This is a genomic window from Acidobacteriota bacterium (assembly GCA_016195325.1).
GTDB lineage: Bacteria > Acidobacteriota > Polarisedimenticolia > JACPZX01 > JACPZX01 > JACPZX01.
Map to the genome: position 1 here is coordinate 37,764 of JACPZX010000062.1, position 22,633 is coordinate 60,396.

Genomic DNA, 22,633 nt, shown 5'->3' on the forward strand with positions numbered 1-22,633 from the left:
GGTTCACTCCACCCGGTTCTTGAACGCCGGCGAGGCCAGCTTGCGTCCGTCGGGAAGCGATGCCTCGACGCGCCAGACGACCGTCGCGCCCGGAGCCAGCTTCCCGAGGCTCTTTTCGGGGACGATGTACTCGGGCTCGTCGAGGCTGGCCGACGTGGCGATTGTCGTGAGGTCCTCGGCGCCGACCCGGACGAGGTAGCGGGCTCCCGGGCCCGCCTGAGACCACCGGAGCCGGCAGCTCTGCCGGTGAAGAACGGCCGTCTCCGGAATAAATGACCGGATCCCGGATTCCTCGCCCGCGCGCGTCACGATCGCCTCGGGAGCGCGAAGGGCCCTTTCGATGGCGAGCCCCGCCACGACCACGAGGGCCGCCGCCAGCGCCAGCGCGGTCCACGGGCGGGGCCGTCGCGGAAGAGGCTTCCGCGCGGCGGCGCTCGCGGCGCCTGCGAACTCGTGGCCGAGACGCCAGGCCTCCGCGCAGGCGGAGCAACCGGCGGTGTGCGCCACCACGGATTCGATCTCCGCCGGTCGAGCCTCGCCCCGCAGGGCCTCCCAGATCGCTTCGGCCGGCGGGCAGGAGTTCCCCGGGACGGCGTTCACCGACAGCGAGGCGAACCTCCGCCGCAGCTCCTCCAGATCGATCTCGATGTCGCTCATCTGGCCAGTCCCTTCTCGGCGAGGCAGCGCCGCAGCGCGGCGAGGCCCCGATAGACCTGGTTCTCCGCGACCTTGGCCGTCGATCTCAGAAGTCGCGCGATCTCGGGAACCGAGTGTCCCTGCAGGCTCAGCGTCACCGGGGTCATCCTGGCAGCGGGGAGCCGGCCGAGACAGTCGTGGATTCCTTCCGCGATCTCGCGGGACTCCGCCGCCGCCTGCGGATCAGGCGGGGAAGAATCTCCCGTCTCCGGCAGGGAGGCTTCATCCATCGCCTGCTCCCGTCGCCGACGGCGCCGGCGGATCTCGTCCACCGTCGCCGAGAAGACGGCCTTCTCGAGGTACAACGAAGAGAGATCGGGATTCCCCTCACCCCGCTTCCGCGAGGCGTCGAGAATCCGGATCATGGCCGTCTGGACGATGTCCTCGGCGTGCGAGGCGAGCCAGACGGGGCATACGCGGCGGACGGAGCGGGCGAGCCGCCGGCGCAGATCGGCGAAGAGTTCCTCGTCAGCCGGCGATGTCACGCGGAGAGGATCGCCGAGGCGCTCCGGACTATCAAGAGGCTGATCGAGCCACCACGGGATGAAAGGGATCTCCTCGTCCTGGACAGAGCGACCGCGTGCAGCGCTGTCAGAGTGCTGCCAATCGGCGCGCGAGGTCAAGGGGAGACCGACAGAGGCATCAAGTCCCAGACACGCGCCGCGTACATCAGCCGTTAACCGCCATTCACGGTTTCCAAGAATCTCGATTGACAGAATCCCATTGTCAGGAGTATAAGGAAAACTGATACGCGTCGAGCTCCTGTCTCGCCCGACCAGGAGCCCACTTGTCGGAGGAACCTCATCCATGCGCACTGCGGCCGGTGTCTCGAAATGTGTCTTCCTCCTTGCCTCGACTTGCGTTCTCATCGCCTCCATCTCCGCCGCTCAAGCCGTCAGTCTGAACGAGGCGCCGGGCGCGCCGACGAATGCGACCCTGGTCGGGGGGCCGGGGGGCGACAGCATCTCGGCGTACTCAGGCGATCTGGAACTCTCGGTCCCGATTGGGCAAACGTGGCGGCTCCCCGGCATGTCGTGGGGCCTCAAGCTCATGTACTCGTCGAAGATCTGGAGACTTGCGCCTGGACTCACAGTCGATCAGGAGGTCCAGCGGCGCGGCGCGTTCGGGATCGGCTGGCGGCTCACGATGGGCACGAACGATTCCCCAACGTCGAAGACTGGGGGTACACTTGCGAGGAGATACAGAGGTGGGGAGTCGTCGTGAGCTGGAGAATCCGCAAGGTGTCGATCGCAGGTGCGACCGCGAAGATAGTCCTCGATCTGACAAGTCACGACAAGGTCGGTTGGTTTCGGTGGCAGGACAAGTCGCGTCAGGGCATTGTCTACTGGGTATTTGAAGACGGCAACTGGTTCAACATGGGGGTGTGGCCAAAGGACTGGAAGGATAGCGATGCGGTTGAGGTACCCTTGCCTGCAGTTCCGGCGAATCCGGGAGGTTCGAGCCAGACTCCGGTGCCCTGATCACCAAATCACCCGTGCCGCCACCCTCGCACGACGTGCGGTACGAACCGATCGTGTCGACACTTGTTGAAACATGTAGACACGATCGCGCGGGACACACAATGTGGTTCGGTCGGGAATCACCGTCTCGCTGCCCGCACGTCTCCCGTCGCCGTGCGAATCACGAGCGTGTCGGCCTGCGCGGAGGGCGGGGCGGGGAACGTGACGCGGACGGAGGCGGGGGAGTCGAGGGCGAACGACACGAACTCGGTCTGGGAGACGGGGAAGAAGGCCGCGCTCGGGAGCTGATCGACGATGCGGATGCCGGCAAGCTCGGGGCCGTCCCACATGTACTGGATGAACATGGGGCCTCTCTCGAAGCGGATCCTCACGACGATGGGCCGGATCTCGCCGCCGTCGGCGGCCGCGCCGAGGACGTCGAACCCCTGGTAGGAGCCGAGGCGCGATTCGTTCCGCGCCCACATCTGCGACTCCATCGCCTTCACCCTCTCGACCGGCACCTGCCCGCCGAAGGCGTCGGAGACGACCTTGTAGTCCCCCTCGCGGCTCGCCTTCACGACGGCGGCCGTCCGCTCGATGAGCTTCCGGACGATCGGATCGGACTCCGACGCGTTCCCCGCGAGGAGCCCCCTCGCCTCGGGCTCATCGGAGGCGATCTTGAGGGAGTTGTCGGCGCCCGCGCTCACCGTGATCTTCGCCCCCGATGCGAGCGCGTACGTCCCGGCGCACCGCTCGAGCGCCGCGCGCGTCAGCGTCTTCACCTCGGGGGGAGGAGGCACGTCGCCGCCGAAGATCTGCCGTGCGATCCGCTCGCTGACGGGGATCGCGGGGATGTCTCCGTTCGACGCGATGTAGTACATCGTGTTCTCGTCGAGGTAGCGGCGGAAGTCGGCGGCGAAGACGCCGTTGCCGCCGTTGTGCGCCACGAGCTTCGTGCCGCGAGGCGTCGTCTCGATCGACCAGCCGTAGCCGTAGAAAGAGCCCCCACCTTCCTCCGGAACGTACGGGGTGAAGAGCTTCTCCTTCTCTTCCTTCGAGAGGATCGTTTCCCCCAGGAGCGCGAGGTGCCAGCGGTACATGTCGCCGACCGTGGAGTGGATCCCGCCGTTCCCGCGCAGGTTCCAGTACGGCCCGTCGGCCGCGAAGGGGCGCGCCAGGATCGTCCCCCACTCCTCGCCGCGCCGGTAGCCGATGGCGACCGCGTCCTTGTCCCACTTCGGCAGGAGGTACCCCGTCTTCGTCATCCCCGCGGGGATGAAGAGATTGTCGTGCAGGTACAGCTCGTACGAGCCGCCGGTGACAATCTCGATGATGGCGGCAAGGAGCGAGTACCCCGCGTTCGCGTAGAAGTGGACCTTGCCGGGCTCGGAGCGGAGGGGCTTCGCCCAGATCCGCTTCATGATCTCGTCACGCGAGACGGGCTCGTAGTCGGAGTCGCCGTAGTCCGAGTCGACGCCGGCGGTGTGCGTCAGGAGGTGGTGGATCGTGATGGCGCTCTTGTCCGGCGGCACGCCGGGCAGGTACTTCGAGATCGGATCGGTGACCTTGAGCTTCCCCTGCATCTCCAGCCTCAGGATCGCCGCCGCGGTGAACTGCTTCGTGATCGACCCGATGCTGATCACCGTCTCCTCGGTGTCGGGGATCCCGCGTTTCCGGTCGGCGAGGCCGTACCCCTTGCTGAGGACGACGTCGCCGTCCTTCGCGACGAGGATCGTTCCCGAGAATCCGACGCCGGCCAGGCGCGTCATGTAGGTGTCGAGGCGGGCGCCAAGATGTCCGTGAACGATGGAAGCCAGGGCGAAGAGGAGCGAAGCGGCGGTTGTGTTTTTCATGGTGGCGGGAGCGTAGGGGAGGGTTGTGAAGAAGCTATGAAGGCGTGGGCCCCGCGATCGGCAGCGTGACGGTGAAGGTCGACCCCTTGCCGGTAACGCTCTCGACGCGGACGGAGCCGCCGTGCGCCTCCGCGAGCTGCTTCACGATGGCGAGGCCGAGGCCCGCGCCACCCGTTGCGCGCGCCCGCGAGGGATCGGCGCGGTAGAAGCGCTCGAAGACGAAGGGGAGATGCTCCGCCGCGATCCCTTCCCCGGTGTCCCGCACGGAGATCTCGCAGACGCCCCCGGCGCGCCGGGCGCCGACCACGACTTGGCCGCCGGCCGGCGTGTGGGCGATGGCGTTCGAGAGGAGGTTCCTCAGAATCTGCCCGAGCCTCTCGGGATCGGCCGCGAGCCGCAGCTCTCCCTCCGCCGTCCCCGCGGCCACGGTGACCCCCGCCGCCCGCGCCGGCGCCTGCACCGCCGCGACCGCCTTCGCGATCTCGGAGGTGGCGTCGAGATCGCCGATCGCGAGCCTCAGCTCACCCGCCTCGGCGAGCGCCATCTCCTGGAGGTCGTCGACGACGCGCTTGAGGAGCATCGCCTCCTCGTGAAGCGAGTCGATGGCCGCCCGGTCCGCGGTCACGAGCTCGTCCTGGATCGCCTCGAGCTGCCCGCGGATGTTGGTGAGGGGCGTCCGCAACTCGTGCGCGACGTCGGCGACCATCGCGCGGCGCAGCTTCTCCGACCGCGCGACGCTGGCCGACATCGCGTTGAAGGCGCGGGCGAGATCGCCGATCTCGTCCGTCGACGCGACCTCGACCGAATGGCCCAGCTCCCCCCTCTCGACGCGCCGGGCGGCTTCGGTGAGCGCTTCGATGGGCCTCAGGATCCGCCGCGACACCGCCGCCGCGATGAAGATCGCGACGAGGCCGGCGGCGCCGACGGCGAGCGGCACCGATCGGTTCATCGACTGCGCGAAGCCCCGGTCGCGCCCGCCCGCGCTCGGCTCGCCGGGGGGAAGCACGTAGAGTCGCCCGATCGGATTCCCCTCGGGATCGCGCAGCTCGATCTGCGACCCCTTCACGACCAGCACCTGCTCTTCGAGCCGATCGCCTCCCGTCCGCGTCCTGATCTCGAGTGCGCCGTCGCGATCGACTGTCACCTCGCCGGTCGCGAGCCTCTCCGGAGCGACGGCGATCACCGCGCCGTCCGTCCCGAGGAGCACCAGGGGACGCCCCGTCGTGCCGGTCAGATCCTTGAGGAGGGTCGCGACCCCCTCCCAGCTCGCGTGCGCCGTCCAGTGCGCCTCGAGCGCGGCACGAATCCTCTCTCCCTGGGAGGCCTCTCCCGCGGCGACGTAGCGCCCGAACTCCGAGAGGCTCGCGCTCCGCGACAGGAGGCCGACGGCCACGACGGCGATCCCGACGACGGCCGCCGTCATCAGGAGGATGCGCGTCCTGAGGCTACGGAGCATCGTCCCTCCCCGCGAACCGGTAGCCGACGCCGAAGACCGTGATAATGCGGGTGGGGGACGTGCGATCGGGCTCGATCTTTCTCCGGAGGTTCATGATGTGCGCGTCGAGGGTGCGATCGGACGCGCCGTACTCGACGCCGAAGGCCCGCGCGGCGAGCTGCGATCGCGTGAAGACTCTGCCGGGAGCCCTTGCGAGCGCGGCGAGGATCTTGAACTCGTTGGGTGTGAGGGGCACGGGTTTCCCCTTCACCGTCACCTCGTGGGACTGGAAGTCGATGGCGAGGTCTTTCATCCGGATCATCGTAGGGCCGTGGTCGGCCTCGGGGGCCGCGCGCCTCAGCACGGCCTTGATGCGGGCCATGAGCTCCCTGGGGCTGAAGGGCTTGGGGAGGTAGTCGTCCGCTCCGCCGTCGAGACCCTGGAGCTTGTCGTCGAGTGTGGTCCGCGCCGTCAGCATGATGATCGGCACCGCGGACTCCCTTCGGAGGGTCCGGCAGACCTCGATGCCGTCCAGCTCGGGGAGGTTCAGGTCGAGGATCAGGAGGTCGGGCCGGTCCTTCCGGGCCGATTCGAGGGCCTTCCTCCCGGTGTCGGCGGTGAGGACCTCGTAGTTGGCGTGGTCGAGGTAGAGCTTGATCGTGGCCGTCGTCTTGGGGTCGTCCTCGACCACGAGGATGCGGGGGCGTGGGGACATGGAGGGATATTAGGCGCGGGAACGGCCAGGGGGAAAGGAAGGATTGCTGGTTATTGGGTTTCGGGCTAGGGTCTACACGTTGGACGGAATATCTTGCACCCCAGGTGTTCGATACTTCGCAGGAGGCTCTCTCGATGGCCAAGTTAACGGTGAAGGAAATCCAGGCTGCGAGCTCGATGAGGTGACCGACGTAGTCGCGCTTGGTGGCGCGTCGTTTCGCGCGAAGTGGGGAACTCCAGATGTCCTGGGAGTCTACAAGCCCCTTGCATCCAACTTGATCAAGTTCCCCATCGAAATCGTCTCGGCTGAGGTGAAGACCAACCCCACAGAATCCATCACGGCGTGAACGAGCTCGCAGATCGGCTCAAGGCCCAGGATCCAGAGACTTTCGAGAGGCTCTTCCGGTAGATCGCGATATGGGCTGTAGCGAGTGGTGCTTCAGAGCGTCCCGAACCGGGAGGAGTGGTAGGCTTTCCGCATGAGTCCGACAGTTCTTCGGGCGAAGGGGTTACGGTTCTACTTCTTCTCCCGAGAGGAGCGGCGGCCGCACGTGCACGTCGCAGGCCCCGGTGGAGAAGCGAAGTTTTGGCTCGAACCGGTCGTGGAACTGGCGCACAACGGGGGACTGACGCGCCGCGCCCTTTCGCTCGCGATTCAACTCATCCGGGAGCATGAAGATGAGATCCGCTCTGCTTGGAAAGCGCACTTCGGTCGTTGAAGTCACGAACATCTCCCGATCGGGTTTCTGGCTCCTCCTGCAAGGCCGGGAGCTATTCATATCTTTCCGCCAGTTTCCCTGGTTCAAGAAGGCTCCCGTCGATCAACTCCTGAACGTTCGACTGCCCGGTGAGAACCACCTGTATTGGCCTGAACTGGACGTGGACCTCGCCGTTGAATCGATCGAGCATCCCGAGAGATTTCCGCTGGTGAGCAAGGCGCGCCCTCGGAGCACCGTCAAACGGACTGCTCGGCGCCGCTGACGCCCGCGCTCGCCCCGACCCCCCCCGCCATCGGATAATGTCCCCCACCACCATGCCGCGCCCACGCACGAAACCCCCCAGCCCCACCCTCGAGCCCCTCACCCCCACGCGCTGGACGTACGCCGGGCTCTTCACGGCCGCGCTCTCGACCCTGATGTTCGAGGTTCTCCTCACGCGCATCTTCAGCGTGACGATGTTCTACCACTTCGCCTTCGTCGCGATCTCCGTCGCCATGTTCGGGATGACCGCCGGGGCGATGGCCGTCTATCTCCTCCCCAACACCTTCACCCCGCAGCGCCTGAAGGCGCACCTCGCCGTCGCCACGCTCATGTTCGCCCTCACGAGCCTCGGCGCGTTCCTCCTCCACGTCTCGCTCCCGACCTTCAGCAGCGGCCAGACGACCGGGATGAGCGCCATGGCCCCCACGTACATCGTCATGACCGTGCCGTTTTTCTTCAGCGGCGTCGCCATCTGCCTCGCGCTCACGCGCTACAGCCGCGACGTCAGCCGGCTCTACACGGCCGATCTCATCGGCGCGGCGATCGGGTGCGTCGCGACGGTCGTCCTCCTGAAGGTGACCGACGGGCCCACGGCGGTCGTCGCCGTCGCCGGGATCGCCGCGGCCGGCGCGGCCTGCTTCGCGATGGACTCGGGAGCGCCGCGCGTGAAGTGGACGACAATCGTCGCGGCGGTGGCGCTCCTCGGATGCGCCGCGGGGCACACGGTGCTCGTGTGGCAGCAACGACCCCTGCTGCGCCTCTTCTGGGTGAAGGGGAAGCAGGAGAGCCCGCCCCTCTACGAGAAGTGGAACTCCTTCTCGCGTGTCACCGTGACCGGGAGGATCGGGCAGCGGTTCACGGCGAACGGCTGGGGGCTCAGCCATGCGTACCCCACCGGGCGGAGCGTCGCGGAGATCGGCCTCACGATCGACAACTCGGCGGGGACGCCGCTCACGGGGTTCACCGGGGATCTCGGCGAGGTGCAGCACCTCAAGTACGACCTCGTCAACATCGCGCACTATCTGAAGAAGGACGCCGACGTGCTCGTCGTCGGGACGGGCGGGGGGCGCGACGTGCTCGCGGCGCTCGCCTTCGGGCAGAAGTCGATCGTGGGCGTGGAGATCAACGAGAACATCATCAAGGCGGTGAACGAGCGGTTCGGGGACTTCACCGGGCACCTCGATCAGTATTCGAACGTGAGGTTCGTGAACGACGAAGCCCGATCGTTCATCGCCCGGCAGACGGGACAGTTCGACATCCTCCAGATCTCCCTGATCGACACGTGGGCGGCGACGGCGGCGGGGGCGTTCGTCCTGAGCGAGAACTCGCTCTACACCGTGGACGCGTGGAAGATCTTCCTGCACCACGTGCGGCCTGCGGGGATCCTCACCGTCACGCGCTGGTACTTCAGGGATCGGCCGAGCGAGATGTACCGGCTCACGGGGCTGGCGACGGAGGCCCTCTCCGAGCTCGGCGTCGCGCGGCCGCGGGACCACATGGTGATCCTGCGGGCGATGAAGTACGACAAGAGCCCCGAGGCGCCCGACGGCGTCGGCACGATCCTGGTGAGCCCCACGCCGTTCAAGTCGCAGGATCTCGATCGCCTCGACGAGCTGGCGGCGACGCTGAAGTTCGAGATCGTGCTGAGCCCGCGGACGGCCGTCGACGAGGTCTTCGGGAAGATGGCCTCGGCCGACGGGCTGGTCGAGGTGGTGGATCGCTTCCCGCTCAACATCGCGCCGCCCACGGACGACGCCCCGTTCTTCTTCCACATGCTGCGATTGAAGGACGTCTTCGACTCAAAGCTCCGGGCCTCGTGGGAGGCGGGGGCGAACAGGATCCAGCTCAACGCGGTCTCGGTGCTGGCGACGCTTCTCGCGGTCGTGCTCTGGATGACGGCCATCGGCATCGGCGTGCCGCTCGCGATGACGCGGCGCCGGGTCGCCCTCGGGCGGAACTGGCCCCTGCTCGTCTACTTCGGCGGCATCGGGATGGGGTTCATGCTGATCGAGATCTCGCAGATGCAGCGGCTGGTGGTCTTCCTGGGGCACCCGACGTACGCGCTGTCGGTGGTCCTCTTCGCGCTTCTCCTCTCGAGCGGCGTGGGGAGCTTCCTGACGTCGTCGATCGGGGGGGATCGCCTGCGCGCCTCGGCGCGCGCGCTCCTCGGCGGGCTGCTCGGGGCGCTGGCGCTCTTCGGGATCGTGACCCCTCGCGTCGCGGCGATGTTCGAGCCGTCCTCGACGCCGGTGCGAATCCTTCTCGCGACGGGAATCCTCTTCGCTCTCGGCATCTTCATGGGGACGGCTTTCCCGCTCGGCATGAAGCTCGCCGCGTCGACCTCCGAATCGCTCACGCCGTGGCTGTGGGGGGTGAACGGGGCGGCGTCGGTGCTGGCCTCGGTCCTCGCGGTCGTCATCGCGCTCACCTGGGGGATCTCGGCCGCCTTCTGGACCGGCGCCGGCGCGTACGCGATCGCCTTCTTCGCCTTCCAGGCCGCCGGGAGATCTGAAACCCCTGCTCGCGAGGGGGCGTAGTATCCGCGGTTCGACGCTCCACTGAAACCCACACACGAGGTGCCCGAATGACACGATTCCTGCTCGGCGTCGCCCTGATCGCGGCCACGATTCCAACGATCGGCGCCGCGCGCGCCGCCTCCCCGGACAGCGAGCGGTTCAACGCCATGCTCTCCCGGATGTGGGAGGAGCAGCTCAAGGAGGCGCCGATCGAGGCGACGTCGATCGGCGACAACCGGTACAACGATCTGCTTCCCGACTTCACCACCGAGGCCTACCGCGCCCGGAACCTGGGGATCAGCCGGAAGTACCTCGACGAGCTGCACACGTACGATCGCGGAAAGCTCACCGGCCAGGACCGCCTCTCGTACGACATCCTCGACCGCGACCTGAAGCTCGACATCGAGGGGGACAGATTTCCCGGGTGGATGATCCCGATCAACCAGTTCGGGAGCCTGCCGACCTTTTTCGCGGTCATGGGATCGGGGAACAGCATCCAGCCCTTCCACACGACGAAGGACTACGACGACTGGCTCAAGCGCGCGCACGCGGCCGTCCCGATCTTCGACGGGATGATCCGCAACATGCGCCTCGGCGTCGCGAAGGGGGTCGTGCCGCCGCGCGTCCTCATCGAGAAGGTCGTCCCGCAGCTCGACGCGCACGTCGTGGCCGATCCGGAGAAGAGCCTCTTCTGGGGGCCGGTCGCGAAGTTCCCCGACGGCGTGCCCGAAGGGGATCGCGCGAGGTTGACGGCGGCGTACCGCGCCCTCGTCAAGGACGAGATCGTGCCGGCGTACACGCGCCTGCGGAACTTCGTCCGCGACGAGTACATCCCGAAGTGCCGCGCCACGGTCGCCTGGTCGGATCTCCCCGACGGCCAGGCCTGGTACGCCTTCCGGATCCGCGGCGCGACGACGACGAGCCTGAGCCCCGCCGGGATCCACCAGATCGGGCTCGACGAGGTGGCGCGCATCCGCGGCGAGATGGAGAAGGTGAAGGCTCAGGTCGGCTTCCAGGGGGACCTGCACGCCTTCTTCAAGCATCTTCAAGAGAGTCCCGAGTTCTACTACGACAAGTCCGATGACCTCCTGGCCGGCTTCCGCGACATCCAGAAGAAGATCAACGCGCTCCTGCCGAAGGAGTTCGACGTCCTCCCGAAGGCCGACTACGAGGTCCGTCCCGTGGAGGCCTTTCGCGCGCAGAGCGCGGCCGGTGCGCAGTACCAGCCCGCCACGGCCGACGGCTCACGCCCCGGGATCTTCTACGTCAACATCTACAACCTGAAGGCGCAGCCGAAGTACGGGATGGAGACGCTGTCCCTCCACGAGGCCTCCCCCGGGCACCACTTCCAGATCGCCGTCGCGCAGGAGGCGGAGGCGCTGCCGATGTTCCGGCGCTTCAACGGCTACGTCGCCTACTCGGAAGGGTGGGCCCTCTACTCGGAGTCGATCGGCAAGGAGCTGGGGCTCTTCACCGATCCCTACCAGTGGTACGGTCGCCTCGCCGACGAGCAGCTCCGCGCGATGCGCCTCGTCGTCGACACCGGTCTTCATTCCAAGGGCTGGTCGCGCGAGAAGGCGATCGCCTACATGCTGGACAACTCGTCGATGGCCGAGAGCGACGTCGTCGCCGAGGTGGAGCGGTACATCGCGATCCCGGGGCAGGCCCTCGGGTACAAGATCGGCCAGCTCGAGATCACCAAGCTTCGCGGCGAAGCGGAGAAGGCTTTGGGCCCCGCCTTCGACGTGAAGGCGTTCCACCGGCAGGTGCTCCTCGACGGCGCGGTGCCGATGGATGTGCTGGCGACGAAGATCCACGAGTGGATCGCGGTGGAGAAGGGGAAGACGGGGAAGGGGTAGGTCAGGGACAGGAGCCGACGACGCGAGACGCCCCGGACGACGTCGCCCCCGCGGTTCCCCCGCACGTATTCCGCGTCCGCACGAGGTAGTAGAAGGCCGTGCCGGGGATCGCGAGGTCGCTCGCCGACGTGCCGGTGACCGCCGCGGCCGGGCACGCGGGGGATTGGAACCCCGCCCGCGCCGTGCTCCGCACGACGTCATAAGTGACCGCGGTTCCGCCGGCTGACGCCGGTGCCGCCCACGTCAGCGACGTCGGGCTAGAGAAGGCGAGCGACGTCGCCTCACCCGGAACTGCCCACGTCGTCGGATCCGCCGGCGCACAGTCGGCGGAATCTAGCGTGCCGTCACCGTCGCTGTCCGCCACCGCGCTGCACCCGTGCGCGATCGAGACCAGGTAGTCTCCCGCCGCCCCGGACGACCACGCCACCTTGGCGAAGTAGGGGCCCGTGACGCGAGCCCGGTAGACGAGACCCTCCGCGGGAGAGAACGGAGCAGGAGCCGAGAGACTCCCGGTACCGGAAGCGGTCGAGGATGTGGAGGAAGTGTCGTTCACGAGGAGGAGCGTCCCCCCCGAGGCGTCAAGGAGCGCAAGCGAACCGTTGAACGGCGTGTTGTTCCGCAAAGGATCGAGATCCAGTCCGAGCTGGATCAGCTCACCCGCGGCGGCGGAAAAAGAAAAGAGATCGACATCCCCCGCGCCGGAAAGCGACCCCGAGAAGTACCCGCCCGCGCCGTGCGTGGCGGTCGCGATCGAATCGTTCGGCTCGACCTCCGCGGTGGCGCCCGACGGCGGCTGCACCGTCGCGTAGAGGCGGTACGGCTCCGCCTGCGCCGAGGCGCTGTAGTGGCTCACGCGAAGGAACGAAGGAGACCCCGTCAGCGGCGATCCGGCGACGTTCGGGGAGACGGAGCCGAATGGGACGTCGTTGTTGAAGTCGTCGTACTCGAGCGTGTCGGCGCCGGTCGTGACGCGCAGATCGAAGTCGGTGCTGTTCCCCGTCGCGCCGTCCACCAGCGCGAAGACCCTCGACCCGGACGCCGGGGTCCCCAGCGTGAAGAAGTCGACGTCGCCGGCCGGTGAGATCGATCCCTCGAGCCCGCACGCCAACGTCCCGGCGGAAGCGGGAGCCCCGTTCGGCTCGACCTCGAGAGCGCAGCGCGTCACTTCAATCGTGAAAACACTTCCAGCCGAAGAGCCATCCTCGTCCACGTGCACGTACACCGACTGCCCCGCCGAAAGCAGGAGGCAGCTCACCTCCTCCGGAGAGCTCGCGCTCCGGTTCGCCGCGCCGAGACAGTTCGCAATCAGCGCCGGCGACGGACCCGACGGACAGTCGGATGAGACGTGAAGAACCGCGTTCTTCGAGGCGTCGTACCCGCTCAGCCTGAAGGAGTACCTGCCGACCGCGGGAGCCGTGAATCGGTACGCGACATCACCGCCTGACGCCGTCGAAGGAATCTGCCCGACACCACCGAAGCAGGCCGAGCCCGGGGGAAGGCGGACGTCGTCGGTGGCGGTGACCGTGGTTCCCGCGAGAGGGACCTCGAGAGGCAGATCTTGAGGCGCCGCGCACGTGTCGTTGGGAAGGGAGTTGATCCGGCTCACGCGAAGCTGAACTGCGGTGTTCCCCGCCGCAGGGGCGGCCGATCCGTACTTCCAGACGACGACGTCGTACGTCGTGCCGGCATCGAGGGTGACCCCGGCAACCGCCGACTGCGCCGCCTCGCTGACGCACGAATCGTCGTCGCACCCTCCGGAGAGCTCCACGAGCCCCGCGCACGCGCCCGAGGTCGAGTAGACCGCGACGACGGTGTCGTCCACCGTGGTCCCTGTCGGGCCGTCGGCGCAGACCCGGAAGGCGTACCGGCCGGTGATCGTCGGCGCGAAGGAGTACCAGATGCTCCGCGAGACGTTCGGCTGGCAGGCGGGAGGAGGGGGATCTCCGCCCGTCGTCGCGCCGCTGATGTCGGAGGTGACCGCCGTCAGGTACGGGAACGGCCCCGCTCCCGGGATGATCTCCGCGCCACCGCACTGATCATTCGGGGGCGCCGGCCCCGGAAAAGCGCGCTGCACGACGCTGAGCTGGATGTCTGCGGCCCCCGCGGGCGGGGCCGCAGCGCCGTAGCTCCACGCGACGATGCTGTACGTCGTCCCGGCCGCGAGGTAGAGGTCGGTGAGGTCGGATTGACGTCCCGTCGGGCCGCACGAGTCGTCGCTGCACCCTCCCGCGATCTCGGCGAGGCCGGCGCACTGTCCAGTGCCCGCGTAGCCGGCGAGGACCGTGTCGTCGAGCGTCGACGCGGTCGGCGCGTCGGCGCAGATCGAGAGGTCGTAGAGCGCCGTTGTGGCCGGGGTGAAGGTGAACCAGACGCTCCGGGAGACGTCGGCCTGGCAGGAAGGGAGCGCGGGATCGCCGCCGGCCGTCGCGTCGGTCACGTCGACGATCGATGTGAGATACGGAAAGGGGCCCGAGGCCGGGACCACCTCCGCGCCGGCGCACGTGTCATTTGAAGGAGCGGTGAGGATCGACGTCGACTGAATGGCCTCCCCCGGGGGCATGAGACTCCAGGAGACGTGGAGGGGGAGAGCGTGATCCGCTCCTTCGACGACGAGCCGCAGGGACGGGCCCGAGGCCTCCGCGGGCTCGATCCGCTCCCAGCGCGCGTCCACGTCGCGCCCGTCGGCGTCGGTGGCGCGCAGGTCGAGATGGCGACCGGCGACGATCACCGAGCGGCCGTCCTCGCCGACCTTCGGGGTGATCTCTTCGGGGAGCGCGAAGTCGAACCAGAGGAGCGAAGGCTCTTCCGGTCCGTCGAAATCGAAACCGTCGTCGCTCACCGTGACGCGGGACGCATCGGCGGGGCGGAGGTCGCCGGGCCTCCCCTCGCGGAGTAGGGAGAGGCGCCACTCCCGGGGGGAGGGGATCACCCCGGGAGCGGCGCTCACCCAGGCCGTCGCGCTCCAGATGGCGACGGCGATGGAGAGAAGGACGAGGGTGGCGGGGCGGCATCGCGCGGGTCGCATCGCGTGGGCTCCGGGCGCGGGGCGGGAAAACGGGGGGTCGCCCGAATGGAGCGACCCCCGCTTGGCGTCTCAGAGGATCAGTAGTCGGTCCCCATGATGCAGGTGCGCGTCGCGAGCCCGTTCAACTGGACGCTCGTCGGTCGCATCATCTCGTTGTCCTCGTGATCGATGATGTGGCAATGCCAGACGTACCCGTGTCCCTCGTTCGGCGAGAACGGGTAGAAGGCATCCGCCGGGGCGGTCGTCGCGGGAAGCGACGGCGGTGCCCACCGCACGGCGATCCGGGTGACCTGCCCCGGCATCATGCGCACGGTGTCCTTCCAGCCGGCCTCGTTCGCGTCGGGAGACTTGGCGGGACCTCTCAGGAACGGCCCGACGGCGGGGTTACCGCCCACGGCGCCGTCGGCGTTCGGAACGTTGTAGTCGTTCGGCGGGCCGAAGCCGTCCACGATGGTGCCGCCGAAGGCGTTCGCGTAGGCCATGAAGTACTTCTTCACGTCGAACGCCTGCCGGTTGACGAGCTGGAACTGGACGAGGTGCAGGTGGATCGGGTGCGCGTCCGCGGTCGTGTTGACGATCTCCCAGATCTCGGTGTCTCCTTCCTTCGGAAGCTCCGAGTATCCGGTCGTGATGCCGCCGAGCGTGATCGGGGTGAAGTCGGAGCGGACCATCCCGCTCTCGTCCATCCCGGCCCACATCGTGTTGTTGACCAGGACCTCCTGCGGACCTCCCTCGAAGTCGAAGCCGTTGACGGTGACGGGAGCCTCGATGACCTCGTTGAGGGTTAGCTGACGCGTCTTCTGGACCGTGACGCCGGATGCGAGCGTTCCCGACGTCGGATTCACCAGACGGACCATCGGCGTGCGGAGGGCCGCGCCGAGCGACGGGTCGTAGCTGGTGTCGGTGCCGGTCGCCGCCTTCACGCGGAACTGCATGATGCGGCCGAGGGTCCTGCCGTCGACCGTGTCGCCCGCGGGGTACGGGGTCTTCGCGACGTTGCGGAGGATGAGGCTCGTCCCCGGCGCGACGCCCGCGAAGTCGATGATCACGTCGGCGCGCTCGCCCGGCATCATCACGAGATGGCGGAGCTGGCTGGCGGGGGCCCGGGGGTCGATCTTGACGGGGTTGTCGAGATATCCGCCGTCGGTCCCGATCTGCCAGATCGCCGGGCCGTCGGCCTTGGTGGCGGGGTTCGTGAGGAACATGTCATAGGTGCGGGCGTTCGACCCGTTGATGAAGAGGAAGCGATACCGCTTCGCCTCGACGTCGAGATACGGCCACGCGTGGCCGTTCACCATCATCGTGTCGCCCGTGAACTCGGGGACCCAGAAGGGATGGTCGGCGTTCGGGGTGAAGGGGACGCCCGAGGGGAAGTAGAGCTGGCCGTTCTTGTCGAACATCCGATCCTGGAGGATGAGCGGGATGGGCCCCGGGAGGTTCGACGGGACCGAGGTGTCGGCGGGGTCGATGATCAAGTAGCCGCCCGCGAGACCCGCGTACACGTTGAGCCGCGTCGCCCCCAGCGTGTGGTCGTGGAACCAGAGCGGCGCTGCGTCTTGCGTGTTCGGGTAGCGGTAGACCGCGAGGTTCGAGCCGGGACCACCGGTCCCGGGGAAGCTGTAGTAGCCGTGTCCCTGGTAGCTCCCGTCACTCGTGAACCAGGCGTCCGGGCCGCCGTCCAGCTGGGGCGGGACCTCGCCGCCGTGCAGGTGGACGACCGCGGGGATCGGGCCGTCGTAGTGCTCGGCGCACTCACCGGCCGGGGGCATCCCCTCGTGCCGCTCTTCGTTGCAGGCGTTCTGCTCCTTGTTGAGAGGATCCGCCCAGTGGAGGGTCTGGTCGGTGGAGTTCTTGTAAGCCAGGAGATTCGACGTCGAGGTGTGGCCGAGGTTGTTGACGAACGTCGCCTCCGTCGGCACGCCGCGATGCGCGACGACCACCGGACCGAGGTACGTCCCCTGCGCCGTGGTCGGGCACGTGGTGCCGGGGATGTACCCCCACACCCAGGTCTCCGGCTTCACGCCGGGGGCGAAGGTGCCCGTGGGCAGCACGTTCGCCTTGAACTCGCACATCGTCAGCGTGTACGGCTGGGTGCCGTCCACGATGGCGAGGCCGGGAAGCGGATCCACGAACTGCGGGACCGCCGTGGGCTCGAGCGGAATCTGCTCTTCGCCGTACGAGTGAATGGTGGCCGCGGGCAGGACGGCGAAAGCCGCCAGCGCGAGCCAGAGGAACAGACGTCTCTTCATGCGGGACCTCCCTTGAGCATGCTGGGCCTCAATCGAGGCCGGTGTCGGACGGTTGAGGGCTGGAAGAGCCCCGGAGGTTCGCCGTCTGCGGGCGGGGGGCGAAGCTCGGGTTCGTGCGGGCCGGGTACTTGCCTCGTCATCGCAAGAAGCGTTCCGCCCGCCCGCCGCGGTCCGCGTCTCCCGAGCGTGGCGGTCTTCAGCGAGGATGATCGCGTCGGGTCAAGCGTTTGCGTGGCCCGGAGGGGAGTGCGGAGAATCGCAACGGCCGTCGAGAGAGCGCCGTCTCGCGCGGGACGTCGTGAAGGAACGCACTTCGTCCCGCGGGGCCGGCACGGAAGATCTTGGACCCCGCCCGCCCCGTCTGTTAGGCTTCCCCACTCACGAAGGAGATGATGCCCGTGGCCTGGTTCAAGAAAGAGAAGACCCCCAAGCAGCCGGTCGAGGAAAAGCGCGTCCGGATCCCCGGCGGGCTGTGGGTCAAGTGCGACAACTGCCGCGAGATCATCTACAAGAAGGAAGTCCTCAGGAACGCGAACGTCTGCCCGAAGTGCAACTACCACTTCCGGATCTCGTCGCGCGAGCGCTTGCAGATCCTCTTCGACAACGGCCTCTACGAGGAGTTCGATCGCGACATCTCGCCCACCGACCCGTTGTCGTGGAAGGACTCGAAGCCGTACAAGGATCGCCTGAAGGCGTACCAGGAGTCGACCGGACTGAAGGACGCGATCGTCAACGCCGTCGGCCTCATCGGCGGCATCCCGTCCGTCATCTCGGCGATGGAGTACGGCTTCATGGGCGGGAGCATGGGATCGGTCGTAGGGGAGAAGATCGCCCGCGCCGGCGAGCGCGCCCTCGCCGATCGCAGGCCGCTCATCGTGGTGTCGGCGTCGGGAGGCGCGCGGATGCAGGAGGGGATCCTCTCGCTGATGCAGATGGCGAAGATCTCGTCCGTCCTCGCGAAGCTCGACGACGAAGGGATCCCCTTCATCTCGATTCTCACCGACCCGACGACCGGCGGCGTCACGGCGTCGTTCGCGATGCTCGGGGATCTGAACATCGCCGAGCCGAAGGCGCTCATCGGCTTCGCCGGCCCCCGCGTCATCGAGCAGACGATCCGCGAGACGCTCCCCGAGGGGTTCCAGCGCTCCGAGTTCCAGCTCGAGAAGGGGATGATCGACATGGTCGTCGATCGCGCCAACCTCAAGGCCACGCTCGAGAGGTGCCTGCGCTTCATGGTGGCGGGCGCCGGGGTGGACGGCGCAAGGTCCGCCTGACGCTCCGCCCGCCGCGAGCGCGCGAGGAGCGATGACTCACGAAGAGGTTCTCGCCTACCTCCACTCGCTCGAAGCGCTCGGCATCAAGCTCGCGCTGAAGAACGTCTCGGGACTCCTCGAAGCCCTCGGCAACCCTCAATCGGCTTTTCCCAGCGTTCTCGTGACCGGGACGAACGGGAAGGGATCGGTCGCCGCGATGCTCGCGTCGATCCTGCATCGCGCCGGCCACCGGATCGGGCTCTACACGTCGCCTCATCTGATCCGGCACGAGGAGAGGATCGTCGTGGACGGACGGCCGATCGCCGCCGCCGACTTCGACGCGGTGGTGACGGACGTTCGGGGGACGATCGAGCGGCTGGTCGGGAGCGGCGCGCTCCAGGCCCCCCCGACGCACTTCGAGACAATCACGGCGGCGGCCTTCCTCCACTTCGCGCGCGCGAAGATCGAACTCGCGGTGCTCGAGGTGGGGATGGGTGGGCGGCTCGACGCGACGGTCCTCGCGCGCCCCCGCCTCGCCCTCGCGACGAACGTCGCTCTCGAGCACACCGCCTACCTCGGGGACACGATCGCGAAGATCGCCGCCGAGAAGGCCGGCGTGCTCCTCGAAGGGGGAGTCCTGTTGTCCGGCGAGCGCGCTCCCGAGGCGCTCGACGCCTTCCGGCGCCGCGCGGAGGAAACCGGCGGACGGTTCGTGGAGCTGGCGTCGTACGCGACCGTGGAGGGTGAGCCCGGGGGCCCTCTCGCGATCCGCACGCGGCGGCGGGAGCACCTCGGGCTCGAGGTGGCGCTTCGCGGCCCGCACCAGGCGGGGAACGCGGCGCTGGCCGTCGCGGCGTGCGATCTCCTGGACGAGATGGGGTTCACCGTCCCCGCGGAGGCGATCGGGCGCGGGCTGGCGGAGGCGCGCTGGCCCGGGCGATTCCAGATCGTCGAGGGGTCGCCGCGCGTCGTCCTCGACGGGGCGCACAACCCTGCGGCGTGCGAGGCGCTCGCGACGGCGCTCGCGGCGCTCCCGGGCGCGTCGCCGCGCGCGACGACGCTCGTCTTCGGGGTCCTCAGGGACAAGGAGCACGTGCCGATGATGCGGGCGCTCTTCCCCCGGGCCGCCCGCGTCGTCCTCACGCGCGGCCGGGCTCCGAGATTCCGTGACCCCCACGGCCTCCTCCCGGAGGCCCGCCGCATCGCGGCGGAATTCCACGCCGATCGGTCAACCATCGTCAGCGCTGCCGAGTCAATAGGAGAGGCGCTCCGGGAGGCGAGGGGTGAGACCCCTGCCTCCGGAATCGTCTGCGTGGCCGGAAGCCTCTATCTCGTCGGCGAGGCGATGGAACTCCTCGGCATCGAGCCGTGGGAATGAGCTCACATTCAGCGAGGGACTCGATGTCGAGGGGGCGATCCGGATCTGCGGCGCTCACCGCATGGCTCGCCTGTTCGCTGCTCGCGGCGGCCGGCCTCGCCAGCCTCGTTGCCCCGGCCCGCGCCGCGGGCGACGACGTGAAGCAGCTGCGCCAGCAGATGCTGGCCGCCTACCAGGCGAAGGACTACCCGCTGATGCTGAGCGTCTCGCTGAAGATCCTGGCGCTCGATCCGGGAAACCCGAAGCAGATCTTCAACGTCGCGCTGGCCGAGACGAAGACGGGCGACACCGCGTCGGCGTCGAAGCACCTGATCGATCTGGCCGATCGCGGGCTCGACTTCGGGATCGCGGACGCCGACGAGTTCGTCGCGCTGCGCGCGTCGAAGGACTACGAGCCGCTCAAGCGCCGGCTCGACGAGCTTCGGACACCGCTCGGCAAGGCCCAGCCCGGCTTCACGCTGGTCGAGAGGGATCAGATCCCGGAGGGGATCGCCTACGACGCGACCGGCCGCACGTGGTACGTGAGCAGCGTCCACCACCGGAAGATCGTCGCGCGCACGGACGAGGGGAAGATCGCGGACTTCGTGAAGGAAGGGGAGGACGGCCTCTTCAGCGTGCTCGGGATGGCCATCGACGCGAAGCGGCGATGGCTGTGGGCGTGCACGTCGGCGCTCCCCGAGATGACCGGGTACGACAAGGCGCTCGAGGGACACACCGGCGTCTACAAGTACGATCTCGCCTCCGGCAAGCTGCTCAAGAAGTACATGATGGCGGGCGAGGCACACCCGCGCGCTCTCGGCGACGTCGTCGTCGCCCCGTCGGGCGACGTCTATCTTTCCGACGGCTTGACCGGCGGCGTCTATCGAATCCTCCTCGCGAAGGACGAGATCGAGGAGTTCGTGGCGCCGGGGGTCCTCCGCTCCGCGCAGGGGATGGCCTTCCCGACGGGGGAGAAGACCCTCTACGTCGCCAACTACGGCGGCGGGGTCATCGCGGTCGACGTCGCCACGGGCGCTCGGCGCGACGTCGCCTCCCCCGAAAAGCTCCCCCTCCTCGGCATCGACGGGCTCGTCGCGTACGGGAACGGCTTCATCGTCACGCAGAACGGCATCGACCCGCACCGCGTCACGCGCTATTACCTCGACGCGGCGGGCGACAGGGTCGAGCGAGGGGAGATCCTCGAGATCAACGACCCGAGGTTCCGCGATCCGACGCTCGGCGTCGTCGTCGGCGACTTCTACTACTTCGTCGCGAACAGCCAGTGGGGGTTGTTCGACAAGGAGTCGAAGCTCCCCGGGGACGCCCGGCTCGCGGCGCCGCTCGTCCTCAGAATCCCGCTCGGAGGCTGATACCCTCGCCGTATTTCCCCGCCGGACCCCAATTTTGGGCGATCCCGTATTAGACTCAACGCCGAGCCGCAGGTTCGGGGGGATCTTCGGCGCGAGGGCGATTTCAGCCGTGGGGGGAGCCGTTCCATCACACCTGCCCTGGAACGGTGTCTCTTCTTCCTGATTCCCGGCCTCGCTGATCCTACCGGCAACGAACGCGTCACTTCGACAAGGGGACTTTCGTCATGGGGCATCACGCCCGGCAGGAAGGACACCAGCCGCTCGGCCTCGCCGCCGGCGCCCTGGTGTTGATCGCATTCACCGGAGTGTTTTCCGGCGCGGCCCGGGCCGACCAGCCGGACGAGCACGATCAGCATTCGGATCACACCGACATCTTCAAGGGTGGTGAGTTCTCTCCGAAGTTCACGCTGCACGGCTTCGCCGACGTCACCGGCTCCGCGCAGTGGCCCCGGCCCGCGCAGGCGGGCCAGTCGTCGTTCTCGATCGGCGCGCTCGATCTCTACATGGTCTCCCGCCTGGCGAACAACATCTCGTTTCTCGGCGAGACGGTCTTCGAGAGCGACGAGAACGGCAAGGCCAAGGTGGACGTCGAGCGACTCGCGATCAAGTACACCCTCTCGGATCACTTCTGGCTGGCGCTGGGGCGCAACCACACCGCGCTGGGGTACTGGAACGAGGCCTTCCATCATGGAGCTTTCCTCCAGCCCACCGTGGAAAGACCCGAAGGGCTGAAGTTCGAGGACGAAGGCGGCGATCTGCCGGTGCACGAAGTGGGCATTGCGACGGGGGGGCGATGGTTCCATGGCCCCTGGGGGTTCGAGTACGGGGCGAATCTCGCCAACGGAAGGGCGACGACCTCCGAGCGGGTCCAGAACAGCGTCGACAAGAACGACAAGAAGTCGTTCACCCTGAGGCTGACCGTCTCGCGGGAAAGGAAGCGCAGGTTCCTCTTCGGTCCGATGATCCACCTCGATCTCATCCCGGCGGACCCCTTGATCCCGGGGCGCGCGGGGGAGATCAGCGAGCGAATCCTCGGGGCCCACGCCGCGTTTCTCAGCGACCGGATCGATCTGATCACGGAGTACTACGCCATCCGGCACGAAGATCAGCTGACCGGCGCGATCTACAACCACCCCACCTATTTCGCCATCGTGGAGTGGAAGCCGGGAAAGAAGTGGAAGCCGTACGCCGGCTACGACCGCATGGCGCTGGACGAGAGCGATCCCTTCTATGCGGGTTTCGCGTCGGCGTTGACGCGGAAGATCGTCGGAGTCCGGTGGGATCTGCACCCTTTCAATGCGATCAAGTTCGAATACAACCACGACGACCGGTTGGGAATCAGATCCCATGGCATCATCGTCCAGACGGCCTTCACGTTCTAGCGTGACGGCGCCCCGCCTTCTGTCGGCGGCCCTCGTCGCGACGCTGGCTCTCTCGACGCCCGTCGTCGCGGGCGAGGCGGAGGACTATCTGGTCATCGTCAGCCCCGACGTGCCCGTCTCCAACCTGAGCGTCGACGAGGTGCGGCGGATCTTCCTCTTCCGGGAGAAATACTGGAAGGCCGGTCTCCAGGTCACCATCATCCTCTCGGACGAGGGGCTCGAAACCGGATCCCTGCTTCTCCAGAAGGTGTATCGGATGGATTACGTCGCCCTGCGGCGGCTCATCCTGGAGAGGCTCTATCAGGGGGAGATCGATCTGGCGCCAAAGGTCGTCTCCTCCGACCGCGTCGCGGCCGACTACGTGGCCGCGGGACACGGCCTCATCACGATCGCGCGCGCGAGCGCGGCGCAGAAGAAGCCCGTGAAGATCCTCTCCGTCGACGGCCTCGCCGCCGGAGCGCCGGGCTATCCGCTGCGGAAATAG

18 protein-coding genes are annotated in these 22,633 nt (G+C 67.8%); 11 read left to right on the forward strand and 7 right to left on the reverse strand.

Annotation, left to right across the window (positions count from 1 at the left end):
- Positions 1-3 precede the first annotated feature (3 nt).
- Together HY049_11855 and HY049_11860 are read right to left on the reverse strand one after the other, a co-directional pair.
- The gene (locus tag HY049_11855) at positions 4-657 is read right to left on the reverse strand and encodes a hypothetical protein (protein MBI3449594.1); all 654 of its coding nucleotides are present in this window, start codon (positions 655-657) and stop codon (positions 4-6) included.
- Complete coding sequence (locus HY049_11860; protein ID MBI3449595.1) at positions 654-1,181, reverse strand: sigma-70 family RNA polymerase sigma factor; 528 nt, start codon at positions 1,179-1,181, stop codon at positions 654-656. The genes HY049_11855 and HY049_11860 overlap by 4 nt, the downstream gene beginning before the upstream one ends.
- Positions 1,182-1,916: 735 nt before the next feature.
- Between HY049_11860 and HY049_11865 the strand changes: the two genes are divergently transcribed.
- Complete coding sequence (locus HY049_11865) at positions 1,917-2,177, forward strand: hypothetical protein (GenBank protein ID MBI3449596.1); 261 nt, start codon at positions 1,917-1,919, stop codon at positions 2,175-2,177.
- Positions 2,178-2,296: 119 nt separating this feature from the next.
- Here the strand turns inward: HY049_11865 and HY049_11870 are convergent, their stop codons facing one another.
- From HY049_11870 to HY049_11880, 3 genes are read right to left on the reverse strand one after another with little or no spacing between them, the layout of a single operon-like run.
- Complete coding sequence (locus HY049_11870) at positions 2,297-4,009, reverse strand: beta-lactamase family protein (protein MBI3449597.1); 1,713 nt, start codon at positions 4,007-4,009, stop codon at positions 2,297-2,299.
- A 34-nt stretch (positions 4,010-4,043) separates the two neighbouring features.
- Complete coding sequence (locus HY049_11875) at positions 4,044-5,465, reverse strand: HAMP domain-containing histidine kinase (protein MBI3449598.1); 1,422 nt, start codon at positions 5,463-5,465, stop codon at positions 4,044-4,046.
- Positions 5,455-6,159, reverse strand: a complete 705-nt coding sequence (locus HY049_11880; protein ID MBI3449599.1) for a response regulator transcription factor — start codon at positions 6,157-6,159, stop codon at positions 5,455-5,457. The genes HY049_11875 and HY049_11880 overlap by 11 nt, the downstream gene beginning before the upstream one ends.
- Positions 6,160-6,340: 181 nt before the next feature.
- Here HY049_11880 and HY049_11885 point away from each other — a divergent pair, with 181 nt between their 5' ends.
- The 5 genes from HY049_11885 to HY049_11905 all read left to right on the forward strand — a co-directional run bounded on the left by HY049_11885 (position 6,341) and on the right by HY049_11905 (position 11,513).
- Positions 6,341-6,505: a hypothetical protein gene (locus tag HY049_11885; GenBank protein MBI3449600.1), complete on the forward strand. Its 165-nt coding sequence runs from the start codon at positions 6,341-6,343 to the stop codon at positions 6,503-6,505.
- Positions 6,506-6,637: 132 nt separating this feature from the next.
- Positions 6,638-6,877 carry a DUF4160 domain-containing protein gene (locus tag HY049_11890; protein ID MBI3449601.1) on the forward strand — a complete coding sequence of 80 codons (240 nt, stop codon included), beginning with the start codon at positions 6,638-6,640 and terminating at the stop codon, positions 6,875-6,877.
- Positions 6,837-7,139: a DUF2442 domain-containing protein gene (locus HY049_11895; protein MBI3449602.1), complete on the forward strand. Its 303-nt coding sequence runs from the start codon at positions 6,837-6,839 to the stop codon at positions 7,137-7,139. The genes HY049_11890 and HY049_11895 overlap by 41 nt, the downstream gene beginning before the upstream one ends.
- A gap of 52 nt (positions 7,140-7,191) precedes the next feature.
- Entirely contained in the window at positions 7,192-9,675 is a 2,484-nt protein-coding gene (locus HY049_11900; protein MBI3449603.1) for a class I SAM-dependent methyltransferase, read from the forward strand.
- 47 nt (positions 9,676-9,722) lie between these two features.
- Positions 9,723-11,513: a DUF885 domain-containing protein gene (locus HY049_11905; GenBank protein MBI3449604.1), complete on the forward strand. Its 1,791-nt coding sequence runs from the start codon at positions 9,723-9,725 to the stop codon at positions 11,511-11,513.
- A gap of 1 nt (position 11,514) precedes the next feature.
- Here the strand turns inward: HY049_11905 and HY049_11910 are convergent, their stop codons facing one another.
- Together HY049_11910 and HY049_11915 are read right to left on the reverse strand one after the other, a co-directional pair.
- Complete coding sequence (locus HY049_11910; protein ID MBI3449605.1) at positions 11,515-14,538, reverse strand: hypothetical protein; 3,024 nt, start codon at positions 14,536-14,538, stop codon at positions 11,515-11,517.
- A 77-nt stretch (positions 14,539-14,615) separates the two neighbouring features.
- Positions 14,616-16,787 (reverse strand): multicopper oxidase domain-containing protein, encoded by a 2,172-nt coding sequence (locus HY049_11915; GenBank protein ID MBI3449606.1) that lies wholly within the window; start codon positions 16,785-16,787, stop codon positions 14,616-14,618.
- Positions 16,788-17,185: 398 nt separating this feature from the next.
- On the opposite strand from HY049_11915, the gene HY049_11920 reads away from it, so the two are divergent.
- From HY049_11920 to HY049_11940, 5 genes are all read left to right on the forward strand, one after another.
- Positions 17,186-18,061: an acetyl-CoA carboxylase carboxyltransferase subunit beta gene (locus HY049_11920; protein ID MBI3449607.1), complete on the forward strand. Its 876-nt coding sequence runs from the start codon at positions 17,186-17,188 to the stop codon at positions 18,059-18,061.
- Between the two features lie 31 nt (positions 18,062-18,092).
- Entirely contained in the window at positions 18,093-19,418 is a 1,326-nt protein-coding gene (locus tag HY049_11925) for a bifunctional folylpolyglutamate synthase/dihydrofolate synthase (GenBank protein ID MBI3449608.1), read from the forward strand.
- Between the two features lie 23 nt (positions 19,419-19,441).
- Entirely contained in the window at positions 19,442-20,767 is a 1,326-nt protein-coding gene (locus HY049_11930; protein ID MBI3449609.1) for an SMP-30/gluconolactonase/LRE family protein, read from the forward strand.
- Positions 20,768-20,991: 224 nt separating this feature from the next.
- Positions 20,992-22,149 (forward strand): hypothetical protein, encoded by a 1,158-nt coding sequence (locus HY049_11935; protein ID MBI3449610.1) that lies wholly within the window; start codon positions 20,992-20,994, stop codon positions 22,147-22,149.
- Position 22,150: 1 nt separating this feature from the next.
- Positions 22,151-22,633, forward strand: a complete 483-nt coding sequence (locus HY049_11940) for a hypothetical protein (protein MBI3449611.1) — start codon at positions 22,151-22,153, stop codon at positions 22,631-22,633.

What these genes read in the sequence shown, in the direction of transcription:
- HY049_11855 (MBI3449594.1), bottom strand. Translation starts at nt 657, where the DNA reads ATGAGCGACATCGAGATCGATCTGGAGGAGCTGCGGCGGAGGTTCGCC.
- HY049_11870 (MBI3449597.1), bottom strand. Translation starts at nt 4,009, where the DNA reads ATGAAAAACACAACCGCCGCTTCGCTCCTCTTCGCCCTGGCTTCCATC.
- HY049_11875 (MBI3449598.1), bottom strand. Translation starts at nt 5,465, where the DNA reads ATGCTCCGTAGCCTCAGGACGCGCATCCTCCTGATGACGGCGGCCGTC.
- HY049_11880 (MBI3449599.1), bottom strand. Translation starts at nt 6,159, where the DNA reads ATGTCCCCACGCCCCCGCATCCTCGTGGTCGAGGACGACCCCAAGACG.
- HY049_11890 (MBI3449601.1), top strand. Translation starts at nt 6,638, where the DNA reads ATGAGTCCGACAGTTCTTCGGGCGAAGGGGTTACGGTTCTACTTCTTC.
- HY049_11895 (MBI3449602.1), top strand. Translation starts at nt 6,837, where the DNA reads ATGAGATCCGCTCTGCTTGGAAAGCGCACTTCGGTCGTTGAAGTCACG.
- HY049_11900 (MBI3449603.1), top strand. Translation starts at nt 7,192, where the DNA reads ATGCCGCGCCCACGCACGAAACCCCCCAGCCCCACCCTCGAGCCCCTC.
- HY049_11905 (MBI3449604.1), top strand. Translation starts at nt 9,723, where the DNA reads ATGACACGATTCCTGCTCGGCGTCGCCCTGATCGCGGCCACGATTCCA.
- HY049_11910 (MBI3449605.1), bottom strand. Translation starts at nt 14,538, where the DNA reads ATGCGACCCGCGCGATGCCGCCCCGCCACCCTCGTCCTTCTCTCCATC.
- HY049_11915 (MBI3449606.1), bottom strand. Translation starts at nt 16,787, where the DNA reads ATGAAGAGACGTCTGTTCCTCTGGCTCGCGCTGGCGGCTTTCGCCGTC.
- HY049_11925 (MBI3449608.1), top strand. Translation starts at nt 18,093, where the DNA reads ATGACTCACGAAGAGGTTCTCGCCTACCTCCACTCGCTCGAAGCGCTC.
- HY049_11930 (MBI3449609.1), top strand. Translation starts at nt 19,442, where the DNA reads ATGTCGAGGGGGCGATCCGGATCTGCGGCGCTCACCGCATGGCTCGCC.
- HY049_11935 (MBI3449610.1), top strand. Translation starts at nt 20,992, where the DNA reads ATGGGGCATCACGCCCGGCAGGAAGGACACCAGCCGCTCGGCCTCGCC.